Here is a 15,584-nt window from a genome sequence, read left to right on the forward strand (position 1 = left end):
GCTGCCAGATCACTCGGTTGGCGCGCAATGACGAGAAAGCGAGCGCAAATGCGACTGACCAGCACGATTTTTGGCATGGCGCTCCTGCTCGCCTCCACCGTCGCGGTCGGCGCTCATCCTCATGTCTTCGCGGAAGCCCGTTTGGACCTAACGGTTGGCGCTGACAAGTCGGTCAAGTCGCTCAAGCATCTCTGGCGGTTCGACGAGCTCTTCTCCTCGACGGTGCTGATGGAGTTCGACAAGAATTCCGACCTTACTCTGGACGCCGAAGAACTCGACGCCGCCGCCCTCACCATCCATGCCTCACTGGAAGAATACAATTATTTCCAAATGGTCACTGTGGAAGGCAAGGACGTGGCGATGACGCCGCCGGCGAGGCTGGTCACTAGCTACGAGAACAATCAACTCGTCATCCAATTCGAGACGCAGCCGAAAGACACGTTGGCGCTCGCCGGCAAGGTGAGCATCGGCGTCTACGATCCGACCTTCTACACCGCGATCGATTTCACCGATGACGATAAGATCGCCGTGGCTGGCCTACCGAAAGATTGCACGAGGGCAGTCGTCCGCCCCGATCCGAATACCGCAATCGCACAGAATCAGACGAAATTGACGGATGCCTTCTTCAGCGATCCGACCGGAACCGATCTCGGCAAGATATTCGCGACACGCCTTGAATTGACGTGCGGTTGAAGCGGCGGAACGGATAGAACGTGTTTTTCCAAACCCTGGTCGAGTTTCAACGCACGATATACTTGGCGCTCGCCGAACAGATCAAATTGCTGTCAGCCGGGGGCGACTGGCTGGCGTTCACTGCCTTCCTGCCGATGGGTGTCCTGTTCGGAGCTGCGCATGCTTTGACACCCGGACACAGCAAAGCCGTGCTGGCTACCTATTTGGCCGGATCGGATGCCAGCATCCGTCGCGGCCTACTGGTGTCGCTGACACTCTCCTTCACCCATGTCACGATTGCCGTTGTGATTGCAGCCCTCTCGTTGCCATTGGTCTCGATTGCGCTGGGCAGCGTCGGCCGGGCGCCGCTTTTGGAGGATGTCAGTCGTGGCCTGCTCGGGTTAATTGGTCTGTGGATGCTTTGGCGGGCGCTCAGCCACGGTCATCACCATCAGCATGAAGGCGAGGTTGTGGGCGTCATGGCCGGCCTGATCCCATGTCCATTGACGCTCTTCGCGATGACCTTCGCGATCTCAAGAGGTGTTCCGGTCGCGGGCATACTCTTTGCAATCACCATGATGGCCGGCGTGGCACTGACGTTGTCTTGCGTGGCAGTTCTGTCGATCCTGTTTCGGGAACGGCTGGTGCATTTCTTCGACCGTCGGCCGCGCCTGTTCGATGTGATATCGCGAACTATCGAAGGTACCGCCGGCCTTATTCTTACTGGCGTGGCTGTCTGGCAAATCTCGTCGAAATGAGAAAGTTTGACCGACCGCCAAGGCCACAGCGATTCTCATAGGGATCACATTGCAATTAACGACGTCGTGCCATTAAGTGCCGGCACGCGTGGTTCGGGTTTGGGTTTAGAACATTGAGCGACCGTCAGAAGATCATTTGGATGATAGCGCTGGCGATCCTCGCCGGCATCGCGGTGATATTGCTAAATCACTGGATCAAAGGCGATCTCTACGCGGCGGGTCCATTGACTTCGACTACCCAGACGCCACATTTAGTTCGGCCGGCATGACCGGTTCTTTTTCTATCCGATTTCTGGCCCGCCGGTTCGCGCCGGCGGATTTTTTGCGGGGGTAGGATACTCAGCGCGGATTTGGCTATCTTGCCCCTGATTGTCAGAGGCGGAGCTGCGGTGATCGCTCCGCAATGATGGCCAACGGCGGTTTCACGACGGCATACGCGCTTGAGAGATGAGAGTGGCTGTTTCATAAAGAGGATATCATGCCTGCGGACGATGGTAGTCTACGCGACATTCTTGGAATTCTGTTGGTTCTCCTACTCGTAGGCGCCAACGGTTTCTTTGTCGCCGCCGAATTTGCGCTGGTCGCGGTTAGACGAAGCCGCGTCGACGAATTGGCTACAGCTGGACGCTCGAACGCCAGCCTCCTTCAACGGGCTTTGGTGAATCTCGATGCGAACCTTGCAGCAACTCAGCTCGGCATCACCATCTCATCGCTGGCGCTCGGTTGGGTCGGCGAGCCTGCACTCGCTCATCTGATCGAGCCACTCCTCTTGGGAGTGATGGGGTCGCTGGCCACGGCAGCTTCGCACACCATTGCCGTCGCAATCGCCTTCATCATCATAACCGCGCTACACATTGTCCTGGGTGAACTAGCGCCGAAAAGTCTGGCGCTCCAGCGCAGCGAGAGCACGGCACTTCGGGTCGTCCGCCCTCTCGGTCTGTTCCTGTTCCTGCTCAGGCCGGCGATTCTTGTTCTCAACGGTCTCGGCAATCTGGTGCTGCGTCTGTGCGGTCTGCGTCCGGGCACAGGCGAGGAGTCCTTGCATTCGCCCGAAGAGCTGAAGCTGCTCGTGGCGGCAAGCCAGGAGGCAGGGCTCCTTCATCAGACGCAACAGGAACTGGTCGAGCGTGTCTTCAACATCGGCGATCGGCGCATTGCCGACATCATGACACCGCGACGCGATATCGACTGGATCGATACCGACGACATCCCTGACGAGATTCTGCGCACCATCCGGCAATGTCGCCATGAGCAGCTTCTGGTCGGCCGTGGGGGGATAGACGAACCGCTTGGCATGATTCTGAAGAAGGACCTTCTCGACCAGGTGCTCGACGGCAAAACGCTTGACCCGATGGCGGTCATCCGAGAACCTTTGATCGTTCACGAGGCAACGCCGATTTTCCGTGTACTCGATCAGTTCAAGCGGACGCCGGTGCGTCTGGCGATCGTCATCGACGAATATGGCGCTCTGGAGGGGATCGTCACCCAGACCGATCTGCTCGAAGCCATCGCAGGCGACCTTCCTGACCTGGACAATGAGGACCCTGATGTCATCGAGCGCGATGACGGGTCCTTGCTCATCGACGGAATGATGCTGGCGCACGATGCGTTCGCTCGCCTAGGATTCCGATCGGGGTCTGCCGAAGGGGATTTTCACACGATCGCTGGGTTCGCCTTGTCAAGCCTTGGGCACTTGCCGGAAGCCGGTGAGCACTTTGACTACGAGGGCTGGCGCTTCGAGATCCTCGATATGGATGGAAGGCGGATCGACAAGCTGCTCGCTCGCCGTGAGCCGCCTACATCCAAGCCGGCAACCAGTTGAGACTGACCGCGCGACAGGCCGGTAAGCCGGCCGGCCTTTTGCGCGCGAATATTCCCACTTTTCGAACCCACGCTCCCACAGTAGTCCCTATCCACAAACGCCCGTCAGTTCGCCCAGGACGCGTATCCGCTGGAGTCACAGTGACTGGTGAGCGTCTTCGCGTCGCGCTATGTGATCAATGGAACCGACAGTTGAGGGTCTAAATGGACGCCAAGAGCGCCGTCTGGCTGATTATTGGGGTCCTGGTGGTGCTAGTGGTGGCCTTTCTCACCGCAATGGCATTCGGGCTGCTATGAGTCAGCCAGGCTGATCGACACTCGCCACAGGCCGTTGTGACCGCCGGGGCGGTGGCACCCCCATTACCACAGCGACTGCGCGACGGAGGGACATGTCGGTTGCGTGTCGACGAACGACCACAGATGCGGCATGCGGCAATTTTTTGCGGCGAAGAATGATTTTTGAATCGTGTACAGAAGTCATGGCCAAGACCAATCCCAAATCCCCTGATTTTCCGCCGCCGCGCCGTTGACCCGCTTTGAGAAAGCCGAGTTCGCGAAGCTTTGCGATCCGAAAGGCCGTCGCAAATCAACTTGCGCCGACAGATGCCTCGCTGGTCTGTGATCTGGTAACGGCGAGGTCGCGCTCATCGCCATGCGAGCCCTGTTCAAGCGCGCTGTGGCCGATTGCAGCGACTCCGAATTTCTTTCGACGAAACGACATCTGCTGTCGATCACCAGCGGCATTGACCGGACAACGGCGGCCACGCAAAAGATGGCCGCGCAATTGGGCGTCTAAGTCCGTCGCTCGCCATTTCATCGGCCGATCTTGATGCGCGGGAGCAATATTGGATATTGAACATCGGCACTTAACCAGTAGGTAATTTGCAATCAGCCAGTTGTGCTAACTCCACGATAGTGCTCTTCTGTCCGAATTATCTTGGGAGGGCGATATGAAATCCACAATTCTTGCCGCCATGGCGGCTTTGACCATGTTGGCATTTTCGGTGGATACCTTCGCACACGGCGGCGGCACCGATGCCAATGGGTGCCATACCAACCACAAGACTGGCGAGTATCACTGCCACTGATATCAGGACCAAATTGCGTGATTTGGGTTCGTGCGAGTAGGCATATTCGCGGCGCCTGGATAGCAGCGTTGCTCACCATGGGGGGGCGCAGATGAGAATTCGAAGGCTGTTCCACTTGGGCACATTGATGCTTGCGGCGGCATCAGCCACGCCATGTCATGCGCAGGGGACTTTCGGAGGAAATGACTGCACCGAAGATTGTTCCGGGCATAAAGCTGGCTACGACTGGGCTGAGCAAAATCAGATTTCCAACGACAGCGACTGCAGCTCAAACAGCCAATCATTTAATGAGGGTTGCCAAACCTTCGTCGAAGACCCGTCTCGCGGTTCGGACGAAGACGATGAAGGCGAAGAGATAGACGACTGAGATACAGCGCTGATTCGGATAAGGATCCAGCCGGCGGCTTCCCGTCGTGTAGGCGCGGTCGCTTTTGGTGTGGCATCTTTCATCGGCTGCGCTCATGCCGAAGACGCGTGCGACCCAAACTACGCGGGAGCCTGCGTTCCAATCGCCAGCGACGTCGATTGCTCCTCCGGAAAGGGCAATGGTCCGCCTATGTACGCGGCCCGGTCACTGTTGTCGGCAGGGATATCTATGATCTGGACCGCGACGGCGATGGGATCGGCTGCGAAAACGGCTAGAGCCACGCTACGGCTTGGACGGCCCTGTCCCGTTCCACTGGATGAACGCCACTTCCTTCCCGGTGACTTCCCGCACGGCTTTCAACAGCACCTCATGCAGGACGCGCGTCTGCCGGTAGTCGTCGCTATGGGGCGATATAAACGGCTGATGATACTTAAGTGCAGTGCCTCCGCTGCCGTCGCAAAGCGCTCAATTTCAGCCTGTGATAATTGCTGCGAACCTTTCGACCTGGCCATGTCCTATCCTCGAAATCTCTCTGTGTGCCAGACGACCTTGCCGTCGATCTTCATCGGCTTGTGGATCATCAAGCGCTTCGGCAGATGCTCGGGATGCACCTCCAAACCAATGGTCGAACCGGGAATTTCCACCACTCTTATCGGGAAAGTCACGCAGCGCATCACCTCGGCGTCAGACGCCCGGCGTGAATCCGACCTTCCAGCAATGCCTCACCGCGCGTCGGCGTGACCGCAGCGGGAACATTCGGCCATGCGGTGGAGGATCAGGTGTGGCGCATCTATAGGAAATCGTCGGCATCTGTCGGCTTAGAAGTGCTGCCCTCAGCAATCAATTGGTCGCCTTCGGAGCCGCCCTGAACGCGATGACGATTCAGCCCAAAGATTAGGGAAATCGGACGTCCCTTCTTCACCGGTTAGGAGTAGGACCAACACCGCCCTGGCGCGTGAGGAAGGTCTGTGGCCGAAATTCAGAAGCGCAGGGCGCAAGCTACAATGGCCCTGACTGATCTTAGCCAATGTGGCGTTCCTTCCGGGTATTCTTTCCAGGCCACGCCCAAGGCGTCCTCGAATGGATTGGGTCTGACCGAAGACCGTCTTCGTTTCACTCCGTCTCGATCGTCTTCTCGCAACGTCGGCGCTGCGTTTTCTTCCCCTGTCCGCTGCGCGTCCATTCCTCACGGTCCAAGAAAGCCTCGCGTCGCCGTCTTCCACTTCGTTTCAGCCCCTTCGGGATGCAGACCGATCGTTTCCGGTCTCACGTCCACCATCGAGGCCGCGATGGGCGCGGCCCGAGAAAACACAAAGGAACATCACCATGGCTACGATCGGCACTTTCTCCCGCACCGCGAACGGCTTCTCCGGCTCGGTCAAGACCCTCAATCTCAACGTCAAGACGGTAACGTTCGCTCCGACGGATGGCGAAAATGAAAAGGGTCCCGACTTCCGCATCTTCGCTGGCGCCACCGAGTTCGGGGCGGCATGGAAGAAGACCTCGCGCGAGGGACGCGACTACCACTCGGTCAAGCTCGACGATCCCAGCTTCCCCGCTCCGATCTATGCGAGCCTGGTCGAGACCGACACCGAGGGTGAGTTCTCGCTCATCTGGTCACGCCGCGCCGCAGAGTGACCCGACAAAACACGAAGCCCCGCCGCAAGGCGGGGCTTTGCCATGTTCAGGTCCTATACAACTTGGCACGTCCGCTAGGTGCAGCGCGTTACGCTTTGGCCGGCGCCTTGCGGACCTTCTTCAGCGGCGACTTCATGGCCGCCGCAGTCGTCGCCGCTGCCGCCGCACGAGTAGCCCGTTTTGGTTTTTCCGCCGCGGCAGACGTGGGCGTCGCCGCCTTGCGCCCGAGCCCTATTGATTTCGCCAGAGCCGACCGGGTAGCCGCGTAGTTCGGCGCCACCATCGGATAGTCGGACGGCAGGTTCCATTTCTGCCGGTATTCGTCGGGGGTCAGGTTGAAGTGCTGAAGGTGCCGCTTGAGCGATTTGAATTTCCTTCCGTCTTCCAGACAGATGATGAAGTCAGGTGTCACCGATTTCTTGATCGAAACTGCCGGGTCCTGTTTTACCACAGGTTCTACCGCCGGCGTGCCGATGCCATTCAGGGCGGCATGGATGTCGCCGATGAGTTTCGGCAACTCGCCAACCGGTACTGGATTGTTCGATACATAGGCGGCGACAATGTCAGCCGTTATCGACACGGTATCCAGTTTGTTGCCTTGCTCGAGAGCAGTGGTCATATGATTTCCCTTTTTTGTATCGGATGAATTGAGCGACGTTTGATTTTTCTAGCCTGCCCACGGCGCAAATAGTACGTTTCTTCGTAAAATCCACCTCTTTTGCGCAACATGACAAGAGTAAGTTTCGCTTCTGTTGTCCCATCGGCTGGGATGCTTTTGCCTATCTCATCTAAAGCGAGGAGCTTCCTTCACTTTTCCGCCCGTTCCAGCTGTGCAGAGCAATGCCGCTGGCTCTCACCCTGGCTATAGAGTTTGTATCAATGCGCAGTGTGCATGATCGAATCTGGAGGGCGTGGGAGGTTTCGAGGGCACGATCTGGATTTTGAAGTTCGCTCATAGGGCAGCGCCCGCTTTGACGAGCGTCGCCAACGCGAGCCTTGCGCTCTATATGATCAGGATCAAGGCTCGCGAGAGAAGATTGTCGGCGGTCGCGAGGAGATCGCGAAAGCTTCCTGCGCAAGCGCTTGACTGCGGCGCTGGCACACCGGCGGAAGTTTGCTGTTCCGACTTCGGACTGGCCGCTGCTCGCCAACTGTGGCTATGTTCGCCAGTCCATCTGCTCTTCACGCCGTTCACCATCGAATGCCTGCTTTCCCTTCGCGGCCAAAAGCTCCCGGGCATGCTTACCGTCATGGCCCTGCAGCTTCGCGGCGATCCAGAGCATCGCGCCGTAGATGATTGCGCGATCGTCATTGGTGAGCTCGACAATGCCTGCCTTGAGGACGAGACCGCCAAGCTCGATCAGCTGTCGGGTGCGTTTGCGACGCTCCACCTGCCATGTTCTCATGTCATTGCGAGCCTGTGCCGCCTGCCGGCGATTGCGCGCTGCCCGATTGCGCTGGAGCGCCGCGAGGGTTGCGCTGAGATGCCGAAGCAGTTCGCCGGGACCTGCTCTCGAAAAACATCACCCCACGCTTAGCCCATGCCTCACGCTTTGCCGTGTCTTTCGTCTCAGTGATTGCGACCAGTGCGCCCGCCAGTTCGTCCGCGCTGAGCTGATCGGCGCCGGTGGCGATCACCAGCTCGCCAAGCTGCTGCACCTTTCTGGTTTTGAGCTCTCGCGCTTTTTCTTCCAGGGCTTGAAGTTCTGCGTCGAAGTCCCGCGGTTTGCGCATGGCTGTCTCCATCGGTTGTCGGTCGGAGGATGATAGGGGAGCGGCTGCCGGAAGGCTTCAGGGTCGCCGAGACAGCCCGGGACGGGCTGGTCCATCCCGAGATTTTTTCGAGGGAGGGCGCGCTTATACGTCGTGCCGACGTGGGCTTTGACGTGCAAATGATCTGGTCGCGATGGCGATCTATCATCTTCACGTCAAGGTCATTGGCCGCAAGGCAGGCTCAAGCGCTGTGGCGTCCGCCGCCTACCGCTCGGCCTCGCGGCTGCGTGACGAGCGGATAGAACGCAGCCACGACTTCTCCGCCAAGCGCGGTGTCGTTCATTCCGAGGTGATGCTGCCGGAGGATGCACCGGAGGCCTGGCGCGACCGCGAACGGCTTTGGAACGATGTCGAGGCGTTCGAGGTGAGGAAGGATGCGCAACTTGCCCGCGAGGTCGAGTTTGCGCTCCCGCGTGAACTCAGCCAGGCGCAAGGCATCGAGTTGGCGCGCGACTTCGTTCAGGCTGAGTTCGTAAGCCGGGGCATGGTCGCCGATCTCAATGTGCACTGGGACCGCGCAGAGGATGGAAGCCCCAAGCCGCATGCTCATGTCATGCTGACCATGCGGGCCGTGGACGAGAATGGTTTTGGCGCCAAGGTTCGAGACTGGAATGCTACCCAGCTGGTTGAGCGCTGGCGCGAGCGATGGGCGGAGCTGGCCAATGAACGCCTGGCCGAACTCGACATCGACGCGCACATCGATCATCGCAGTCTGGAAGCGCAGGGCATTTCACTGGAGCCGCAAACCCAGATTGGTGCGCCAGCACAGCGCATTGAGGGCAGTGGCCTTGCTGCTAGCGACATTGAAGCAGATCGCGCCGAACTGCATCGCGACATCGCGCGCAACAATGGTGCGCGCATCATTGCCGATCCATCCGTGGCGCTCGATGCCATCACGCACCAGCAATCGACTTTCACCCGAAAGGACATTGCGAAGTTCTCGCATCGGCACAGCGACGGAGTGGAGCAGTTCAACGCGGTCGTGGCAGCCATCAGCAACGCACCCGATCTGATTGAACTCGGCAAGGACGGACGTGGCGAAGATCGCTTCACCACTCGGCAGATGATCGACACCGAACAGCGCCTTCACCGCGCTGCGGAGCGTATCGATTTGGACGAGAGACACGCGGTGAGTAACGCACATCGCGAGGCGGCACTGGCGCGCGCAGCGCAACGCGGGCTTGTCCTTTCGAGCGAGCAGACCGATGCGCTGGCGCATATCACCGATAGAAACGGTCTTGGTGTCGTCGTCGGCTTTGCCGGAACGGGCAAGAGCGCCATGCTGGGCGTTGCGCGCCAGGCATGGGCAGCGGCGGGCTACGAGGTTCGAGGCGCCGCACTCTCCGGCATTGCCGCCGAGAATCTGGAAGGCGGATCAGGCATCTCATCACGCACCATCGCCAGTATGGAGCATAGCTGGGGACAGGGCCGCGATCTGCTCACAGCTCGCGATGTCCTGGTGATTGATGAGGCCGGCATGGTCGGCACGCGCCAGTTGGAGCGCGTGCTTTCCCATGCCGCCGACGTTGGCGCAAAAGTCGTACTCGTCGGCGATCCGCAGCAGTTGCAGGCGATCGAGGCCGGCGCCGCATTCCGTTCCATCCACGAGCGTCATGGCGGCGTCGAAATCGGTCAGGTTCGCCGGCAGCGTGAGGACTGGCAGCGCGATGCCACGCGCGATCTGGCAACCGGCAGGATCGGCGCCGCGATCGGCACCTACGATGCGCAAGGCATGGTGCATCAGGCTGCAACGCGCGACGAGGCGCGAGCTGAACTCGTCGAGCGCTGGGATCGCGACAGGCAGGCGCATCCAGAGGCAAGCCGGATCATCCTCACCCACACAAACAACGAGGTGAGCGCGCTCAACCAGGCAGCGCGCGAGCGCATGCGCGCTGCTGGCGATCTCGGCGACGAGGTTCAGGTGGATGTGGAACGCGGCCCAAGAAACTTCGCCAGCGGCGACCGGGTCATGTTCTTGCGCAACGAGCGCGGGCTTGGCGTCAAGAACGGCACGCTCGGCATTGTGGAAGAAGTCAGCAAACAAGGCATGACCGTGCGCACCGATGATGGCAGGTCGGTGCGGTTCGACCTGAAAGACTACGCGCACATCGACCACGGCAATGCCGCAACCATTCACAAGGCGCAGGGCATGACCGTCGACCGGACCCATGTGCTCGCCACGCCGGGCATGGATGCGCATGGCAGCTACGTCGCACTGTCGCGGCATCGAGACAGGATGGAGCTGCATTATGGGGCCGATGACTTCGCGACCCCCGAACGGCTGGTCCGCACGCTGTCACGCGACCGCGCCAAGGACATGGCGTCGGATTACGAGAAGGTCGACCCGGCGCAGAGCTATGCCGAGCGGCGCGGCATAACCTTCCGCGAGCGCGTGATAGAGATCGTGCGCCGCATCGTTCCGGAGAAGCTTCGCGACAGGATCGGCGGGCTGCTGGACGGGTTGCGCTCGCCTGGCGACGCCGGGCTTGACCAAGACCTTGGGCGCAGGCCGGGAAGGGAAGACGGTGGAGCGCGAGGCGACGATGCCGTCGCCGCGCCTGGAAGGGAAGCTTCCGCCAGAGGAGCGCAGCGCGACACGTCTGTGCCGGTGGACGCGGAAGCGGCGTTGCGCAGCGCTCGCACCCAGGCGCTTATTCGTCACGCGCGCGCTATCGACGCGATATCGCACAACGGAGATGCGGATGGGCTGGGCAGTCCCGAGCAGATGCGCGAGTTGAGGGATGCCCGTAGGGCCTTCGAGAAGGTGCGGCCCTTTGGCTGGCGCGATGCCGAAGCGGCTTATGTGAAAAATCCCGAACTTGTCCACGAGGCGGGGGCTGGCCGCGTCCGCCGCATCGTGCTTGCTCTCCAGCTTGAGACGGAAATCCGCACCGGGATGGACATCGATCCAGGCCGCCGCGCCGACCGTTTCGTCGAACGCTGGCAAAAGCTCGATCGGACGGGACGGGAGCAATATCAGGCCGGCGACATGTCCGGCTACAAGTCAACGCGCTCGGCCATGTCCGATATGGCCAAGAGCCTTGAACGCGATCCGCAGCTTGAATCCATGCTTGCCAATCATAAGAAGGCGCTTGGCATCGAGGTCGAATCCGGCCGGCGTCTGGGTGTGGAACTGGCATTCAGCCATGGCATCGGAAAGGGGCGGGGCCTTGGGCTCTGACACCCCTCCGATTTGCCACCGTTTTCACGCTACAGGCGGATGAAGCGAAAAATCGGATTGCCTCCGGCATGGGTTCGTCCTGTCTGTCCCAACAGAAATCAGCAACAACCATTCAGGTGGACGCAAGCTATGTCCGAGCCGGATCGTATCGTTCGTCTCAAAACAGTCCTCGCCAGGACCGGCCTGTCCCGCTCGACAATCTATCGCAAGATCGCCGACGGCACGTTCCCGGCTCAACTGAGGATCAGCACCAATGGCGCCGGGTGGCATGAATCCGAGATCAACCGCTGGGTTGAGGATCCCATTCGATGGGGGTCGAAGGCTGAGGTGAAGAGGTCCGATTGAACGGGTAGGTGCAACAACCTGGGGGCTTCCTTGCCGGTTCTGCAAATTGTCAATTTGCACTAGCGCGGTCACACGCTCCCATCGCTCAACCTGTTACTTCCGATAGCTTCTTGATGGCTGACGGAGCGCTAAAACCGAGAATCTCGGCGAGGTTTATAAACTCCACGACATCAACACGTCTCTGTCCGCTTTCTAGTCGAGCTACGAACGATTGGTATTGGCCGAGCCTGGTTGCCAACTCAACTTGCGTAAGGCCTGCCGCTTCACGGTTTTTGATCAGCAGCGCGATCAAAGCTTTGTGCCGATTCGTACCGAGTGTATCGACCACTTATCACCTCATCTGAACTCAGATGGGGGCTTCCTTTATATCTGATTTTCAGTTATCTTAAATTCAGATATTTAGCTGAGGCCGCCAAAGCGTTTGGCTGTATCACCAACCATGCAAAGCTGTTTGGAGCTCGGATCATGGATGATTCCGACGATAGCATGAATTTGTTTTTCATCACCCGGCGGCGCTTGCTGACGGGAACGGCCACGGGCGCGGCGGCATGGCCCTTCCAGGCAAAATCGCTGGCTGGCGAACTGACGGACGGCAGCGCGGCTGATCCTGCTCTTCGTCTGTGTGGGAGCTGGCAAAGAATCCATGATGAGACACTGGCGCTGTGCCGCGAACAGCAGCGGTTGGAGACACACCTCGCCAGGATAGTTGGCTTTCCCTGCGCCAAGGTGCGGCTTGCCGATGGTACGGACGTGACGCTCCATTCCATCGAGAGCCTGAACGATGCCCACTCTCCTGAAAATGAAGTCGAATGGGGCAGGGCGCTTGCGGATTTCGTGGCACACCAGGCGCGCTGGGACGCTGCTGATGCTGAGATCGGCTATTCGAGAACAGACGAACTGATCCGGCAATCGGAAACAGTCGAAGGGGCACTTCTGGATGATCTACCGCAGACAGCGGCCACGTCCATCGAAGGCATTTTGGCCAAGCTCAAGGTCATCCTGCGTGACGGTGAGCACTGGGAACATCCAGACGATTTTCCCTGGCCGCACATCCGATCGGTACTGAATGACCTCGTCCGTCTTCACCGTTTAGACGTTGCGACGAACCCAAGCTCAGAAAAGCAGCAAAACTCACAGAGCAGGTGAAGCCTTGATGAAAATCTTGGATCGTTTTCAAAGCGGTGTGGCACCTAACGGTGAGGTCGGTCCCCATCCGGCCGACCGTCACGTCGGCAGGCAGATCGCGACTCTGCGAGTCCAGTCGGACGTCTCGCAGGCGCAACTGGCCCGTGCGATCCGCATCAGCTTTCAACAGCTCCAGAAATACGAAAGCGCGCGCAACCGCGTCAGCGCTTCCACGCTCTACGAAATCGCCCGCTCGCTGGATGTTCCTGTCAGCCGCTTCTTCGATGGTCTGCCGGGCAATGGCGAGGCAACCGCTCCGCTCCTGACCGTAGACGAACGCCTGGGATTCATCGCCAGCGCGGAAGGCAGACGCTTGATCGAAAGGCTGATGCGACTCCCCCCGCGTGTGCGCAACCGCGTGTCGTCTCTGCTCTTTGAATTGGGAAAGGAAATCGATCCTGTGCAATGCCCAGACGAGTATTAGAAACGAGGTTGAGGAGGTCGTGAGGGCCCGCGCCACTTGTTGCCTACAACCTCGGAAAGACGGCGGTGGGTGTAGTCAGGCGATCCCGCCAGACATGCCTGAGAGCTTCTCCAGAGCCGCCCGGAATAGCTTGCGGCTTGAGGTTGGGACTTACGGATTTCCGAAAAGCACGCCTTGCTATCCAATTCTGCGACTAATCAATTTGATGGCTTTTCTCATCTCCTGCATGCGCGCATCTGGGAGACATGGACCAAGATCATGATCTCGGCAGGATCGAACCAAGCCGCGCATTCTTATTTTCAGCAGAAGCCCAGCCGATCCGTAGCGAGCGCTACTCGCAATGGTTGTGAGGCACCAAAAAAGGGCCTTGTTCCGAGCGCCTGATAGAGCGATTCTGCGCCTTGCAAAAGCACTTGCGCGCCAAGCGGCTCGCGAAGACCACGAGCGTGAACAGGCCGAGAAAACTTATCATGACTCGAACCGCGATCTACGCACGCTTCTCAACCGACCTCCAAAATGAGCGATCAATCGACGATCAACTCGCTTTGTGCCGAGCATATGCAGAACGTGAGGGGTTGAACGTTGTCGCAACGTTTGACGACCGAGCACGCTCCGGTGGCTCCGTCCTGGGCCGTGACGGATTACTTCAGCTCATGGACAAAGCGCGTGAGCACGAATTCGACGTGCTCGTCGTAGAGGCACTTGATCGGCTTTCGCGCGACATGGAAGACCTTGCGGGCATTCACAAACGCCTTTCATTTCTCGGCATCGAAATTCGTGCCGTTCACGAAGGCGTGGTGAACACGGTCTTGGTCGGCCTGCGCGGTCTCGTTGGCCAGCTATACCGAGAGGACATCGCTCACAAAGTCCGCAGGGGCCAAGCCGGCCGAGTCAACAAAGGGCTTCACGCCGGCGGTCTGACCTATGGCTATTCGTACGTGCTAGGCGATCCCGGGAAGCGGATGATCGCAGAGGATGAAGCGGAAATCGTGCGTCGTGTCTTTCGAGAGTATGTCGCAGGGCAAACCCCGCGCGATATCGCTCACGATCTAAACACAGACCGCATACCGCCGCCTCGCGGTCGTGCCTGGAATGCCTCCACCATCAATGGAAATGTGCAGAGAGGGACGGGGCTGCTTCACAATGAGCTTTATGCTGGCCGCCTGATCTGGAACAGGGTCAGAATGATCAAGGATCCTGACACGGGGAAACGTGTCTCGCGCCCAAATCCCAAGGGTGACTGGCGAGTAGTCGCAGTGCCCGACCTCGCTATTGTTCCGTCCGACCTGTTCGACGCAGCACAAGCACGCAAGAAGGCGCGTGCAGCCACTCATCCAAGCCACCAGCGCCGACCACGGCACATGTTGACGGGGCTCCTGAGGTGTGGTGCCTGTGGTGCGGGAATGTCGTCGAAAGGCGTGGACAAGTCCAAGCGCATTCGCATCCGCTGTTCCGCCGCGACTGAAAGCGGAACATGCGCCGATCCCAAGACCTTCTATTTGGATACGGTCGAAGCTGCAGTTCTGAACGGCCTTTCCGCCGAGTTGCGCCATCCCGAAGTGATTGCCCAGTACGTCCAGACCTACCACGAAGAACGGAAGCGCTTGGCAGCCGACACCGATGCCAGGCGCAGCCGTTTGGAGCGACGGCTTGAAGAACTAACTCGGGAGATCGAGCGCCTGGTCAACGCCATTGCCAAGGGCTATGGCGACCCAGCCGTGCTGGGACCGCAATCAACAACGCTGAATGAAGAGCGTAAGGGCATTCTAGCCGAGTTGGATCGGGTGCCCGCCGCTACGGGAGTGATCGCGCTGCACCCTGCGGTGCTCGCTCGCTACGAGGAACAACTAAACCAACTTCGGACCGGGCTTGCTAAGGGCATTGCTTTTGGCGATTCCGAATGTGCAGAGGCAATGCGCGACTTGGTCGAAACCGTCACGGTGTTTCGAGATCCATCGAGGATCGGCGGCGTCGAAGTCGAAATCGCTGGGCGGTTAACGGCACTCTTGGGCGAGGGTGCCTTCCCCCACGGCGTCAAACGAGCGGGGGGAATGGTGGTAGCGGGAGAGGGACTTGAACCCCCGACCCCAGGATTATGATTCCCGTGCTCTAACCAACTGAGCTACCCCGCCAGGGCGGCGAAAGGCCCGAAATCCGCCTTAAATCGAAAGGCATTTCGAGGCGTTCGCCAAGGTCGCGCGGATATAAGGTTGGGAGGGCGAGCCTGTCAAGCATCGATGCGCGAGGGGCGCCGGCATATTGTCGCCGGTAAAAGCTTTGCCGGGCTGGCATCTCCGGTAAGCCACCGGGGTTGAGTTCGACGGGGCACGCC

The 15,584-nt window shown here is 59.4% G+C and carries 15 protein-coding genes, 1 tRNA gene and 1 pseudogene; 11 read left to right on the plus strand and 6 right to left on the minus strand.

The window, feature by feature from the left end:
* The first annotated feature begins 75 nt into the window (after positions 1 to 75).
* The 5 genes from ACYG9Y_RS02945 (at position 76) to ACYG9Y_RS02965 (ending at position 4,706) form a co-directional block, all read left to right on the plus strand.
* Positions 76 to 693: a DUF1007 family protein gene (locus ACYG9Y_RS02945; protein ID WP_245263721.1), complete on the plus strand. Its 618-nt coding sequence runs from the start codon at positions 76 to 78 to the stop codon at positions 691 to 693.
* 20 nt (positions 694 to 713) lie between these two features.
* Positions 714 to 1,430 (plus strand): HoxN/HupN/NixA family nickel/cobalt transporter, encoded by a 717-nt coding sequence (locus ACYG9Y_RS02950; RefSeq protein WP_023669894.1) that lies wholly within the window; start codon positions 714 to 716, stop codon positions 1,428 to 1,430.
* Positions 1,431 to 1,908: 478 nt separating this feature from the next.
* Complete coding sequence (locus ACYG9Y_RS02955; RefSeq protein ID WP_023669895.1) at positions 1,909 to 3,252, plus strand: hemolysin family protein; 1,344 nt, start codon at positions 1,909 to 1,911, stop codon at positions 3,250 to 3,252.
* A 949-nt stretch (positions 3,253 to 4,201) separates the two neighbouring features.
* On the plus strand, positions 4,202 to 4,339 hold the full coding sequence (locus tag ACYG9Y_RS02960; RefSeq protein WP_023669898.1) for a YHYH domain-containing protein: 138 nt from the start codon (positions 4,202 to 4,204) through the stop codon (positions 4,337 to 4,339).
* A 115-nt stretch (positions 4,340 to 4,454) separates the two neighbouring features.
* A complete protein-coding gene (locus tag ACYG9Y_RS02965) occupies positions 4,455 to 4,706 on the plus strand; it encodes a hypothetical protein (RefSeq protein ID WP_245263712.1) in 252 nt (83 codons plus the stop codon).
* A 282-nt stretch (positions 4,707 to 4,988) separates the two neighbouring features.
* Here ACYG9Y_RS02965 and ACYG9Y_RS02970 read toward each other — a convergent pair.
* Positions 4,989 to 5,218: pseudogene (locus ACYG9Y_RS02970) on the minus strand (hypothetical protein).
* Positions 5,219 to 6,032: 814 nt separating this feature from the next.
* Between ACYG9Y_RS02970 and ACYG9Y_RS02975 the strand changes: the two are divergent.
* Positions 6,033 to 6,344: a DUF736 domain-containing protein gene (locus ACYG9Y_RS02975; RefSeq protein WP_023669902.1), complete on the plus strand. Its 312-nt coding sequence runs from the start codon at positions 6,033 to 6,035 to the stop codon at positions 6,342 to 6,344.
* A gap of 88 nt (positions 6,345 to 6,432) precedes the next feature.
* Here ACYG9Y_RS02975 and ACYG9Y_RS02980 read toward each other — a convergent pair whose 3' ends face one another.
* The 3 genes from ACYG9Y_RS02980 to ACYG9Y_RS02990 all read right to left on the minus strand — a co-directional run bounded on the left by ACYG9Y_RS02980 (position 6,433) and on the right by ACYG9Y_RS02990 (position 8,078).
* Positions 6,433 to 6,963: a Ros/MucR family transcriptional regulator gene (locus ACYG9Y_RS02980; RefSeq protein ID WP_023669903.1), complete on the minus strand. Its 531-nt coding sequence runs from the start codon at positions 6,961 to 6,963 to the stop codon at positions 6,433 to 6,435.
* A gap of 538 nt (positions 6,964 to 7,501) precedes the next feature.
* Positions 7,502 to 7,735: a conjugal transfer protein TraD gene (locus ACYG9Y_RS02985; protein WP_353015010.1), complete on the minus strand. Its 234-nt coding sequence runs from the start codon at positions 7,733 to 7,735 to the stop codon at positions 7,502 to 7,504.
* A 16-nt stretch (positions 7,736 to 7,751) separates the two neighbouring features.
* On the minus strand, positions 7,752 to 8,078 hold the full coding sequence (locus ACYG9Y_RS02990; protein WP_023669905.1) for a conjugal transfer protein TraD: 327 nt from the start codon (positions 8,076 to 8,078) through the stop codon (positions 7,752 to 7,754).
* Positions 8,079 to 8,250: 172 nt separating this feature from the next.
* Here ACYG9Y_RS02990 and traA point away from each other — a divergent pair, with 172 nt between their 5' ends.
* Both traA and ACYG9Y_RS03000 read left to right on the plus strand, forming a co-directional pair.
* Positions 8,251 to 11,298 carry a Ti-type conjugative transfer relaxase TraA gene (gene traA / locus ACYG9Y_RS02995; protein ID WP_023669906.1) on the plus strand — a complete coding sequence of 1,016 codons (3,048 nt, stop codon included), beginning with the start codon at positions 8,251 to 8,253 and terminating at the stop codon, positions 11,296 to 11,298.
* A gap of 129 nt (positions 11,299 to 11,427) precedes the next feature.
* Positions 11,428 to 11,643, plus strand: coding sequence for a helix-turn-helix transcriptional regulator (locus ACYG9Y_RS03000; RefSeq protein WP_023669907.1), 216 nt, complete (start codon positions 11,428 to 11,430; stop codon positions 11,641 to 11,643).
* Between the two features lie 85 nt (positions 11,644 to 11,728).
* Here ACYG9Y_RS03000 and ACYG9Y_RS03005 read toward each other — a convergent pair whose 3' ends face one another.
* A complete protein-coding gene (locus tag ACYG9Y_RS03005; protein ID WP_023699715.1) occupies positions 11,729 to 11,971 on the minus strand; it encodes a helix-turn-helix domain-containing protein in 243 nt (80 codons plus the stop codon).
* Between the two features lie 137 nt (positions 11,972 to 12,108).
* Here ACYG9Y_RS03005 and ACYG9Y_RS03010 point away from each other — a divergent pair, with 137 nt between their 5' ends.
* The 3 genes from ACYG9Y_RS03010 (at position 12,109) to ACYG9Y_RS03020 (ending at position 15,351) form a co-directional block, all read left to right on the plus strand.
* Positions 12,109 to 12,789 carry a hypothetical protein gene (locus tag ACYG9Y_RS03010; protein ID WP_023669908.1) on the plus strand — a complete coding sequence of 227 codons (681 nt, stop codon included), beginning with the start codon at positions 12,109 to 12,111 and terminating at the stop codon, positions 12,787 to 12,789.
* A 7-nt stretch (positions 12,790 to 12,796) separates the two neighbouring features.
* Positions 12,797 to 13,252, plus strand: coding sequence for a helix-turn-helix domain-containing protein (locus tag ACYG9Y_RS03015; protein WP_023686247.1), 456 nt, complete (start codon positions 12,797 to 12,799; stop codon positions 13,250 to 13,252).
* A gap of 470 nt (positions 13,253 to 13,722) precedes the next feature.
* Positions 13,723 to 15,351: a recombinase family protein gene (locus tag ACYG9Y_RS03020; protein WP_031201392.1), complete on the plus strand. Its 1,629-nt coding sequence runs from the start codon at positions 13,723 to 13,725 to the stop codon at positions 15,349 to 15,351.
* Here ACYG9Y_RS03020 and ACYG9Y_RS03025 read toward each other — a convergent pair.
* Positions 15,308 to 15,384, minus strand: a tRNA-Met gene (locus ACYG9Y_RS03025). The genes ACYG9Y_RS03020 and ACYG9Y_RS03025 overlap by 44 nt on opposite strands.
* Positions 15,385 to 15,584: the final 200 nt, after the last annotated feature.

The sequence above is a fragment of the Mesorhizobium sp. W050 genome, assembly GCF_054719535.1.

What these genes read in the sequence shown, in the direction of transcription:
- ACYG9Y_RS02990 (WP_023669905.1), bottom strand. Translation starts at nt 8,078, where the DNA reads ATGCGCAAACCGCGGGACTTCGACGCAGAACTTCAAGCCCTGGAAGAA.
- ACYG9Y_RS02975 (WP_023669902.1), top strand. Translation starts at nt 6,033, where the DNA reads ATGGCTACGATCGGCACTTTCTCCCGCACCGCGAACGGCTTCTCCGGC.
- ACYG9Y_RS02945 (WP_245263721.1), top strand. Translation starts at nt 76, where the DNA reads ATGGCGCTCCTGCTCGCCTCCACCGTCGCGGTCGGCGCTCATCCTCAT.
- ACYG9Y_RS02955 (WP_023669895.1), top strand. Translation starts at nt 1,909, where the DNA reads ATGCCTGCGGACGATGGTAGTCTACGCGACATTCTTGGAATTCTGTTG.
- ACYG9Y_RS02960 (WP_023669898.1), top strand. Translation starts at nt 4,202, where the DNA reads ATGAAATCCACAATTCTTGCCGCCATGGCGGCTTTGACCATGTTGGCA.
- ACYG9Y_RS03015 (WP_023686247.1), top strand. Translation starts at nt 12,797, where the DNA reads ATGAAAATCTTGGATCGTTTTCAAAGCGGTGTGGCACCTAACGGTGAG.
- ACYG9Y_RS03000 (WP_023669907.1), top strand. Translation starts at nt 11,428, where the DNA reads ATGTCCGAGCCGGATCGTATCGTTCGTCTCAAAACAGTCCTCGCCAGG.
- ACYG9Y_RS02980 (WP_023669903.1), bottom strand. Translation starts at nt 6,963, where the DNA reads ATGACCACTGCTCTCGAGCAAGGCAACAAACTGGATACCGTGTCGATA.
- traA (WP_023669906.1), top strand. Translation starts at nt 8,251, where the DNA reads ATGGCGATCTATCATCTTCACGTCAAGGTCATTGGCCGCAAGGCAGGC.
- ACYG9Y_RS03020 (WP_031201392.1), top strand. Translation starts at nt 13,723, where the DNA reads ATGACTCGAACCGCGATCTACGCACGCTTCTCAACCGACCTCCAAAAT.
- ACYG9Y_RS03010 (WP_023669908.1), top strand. Translation starts at nt 12,109, where the DNA reads ATGGATGATTCCGACGATAGCATGAATTTGTTTTTCATCACCCGGCGG.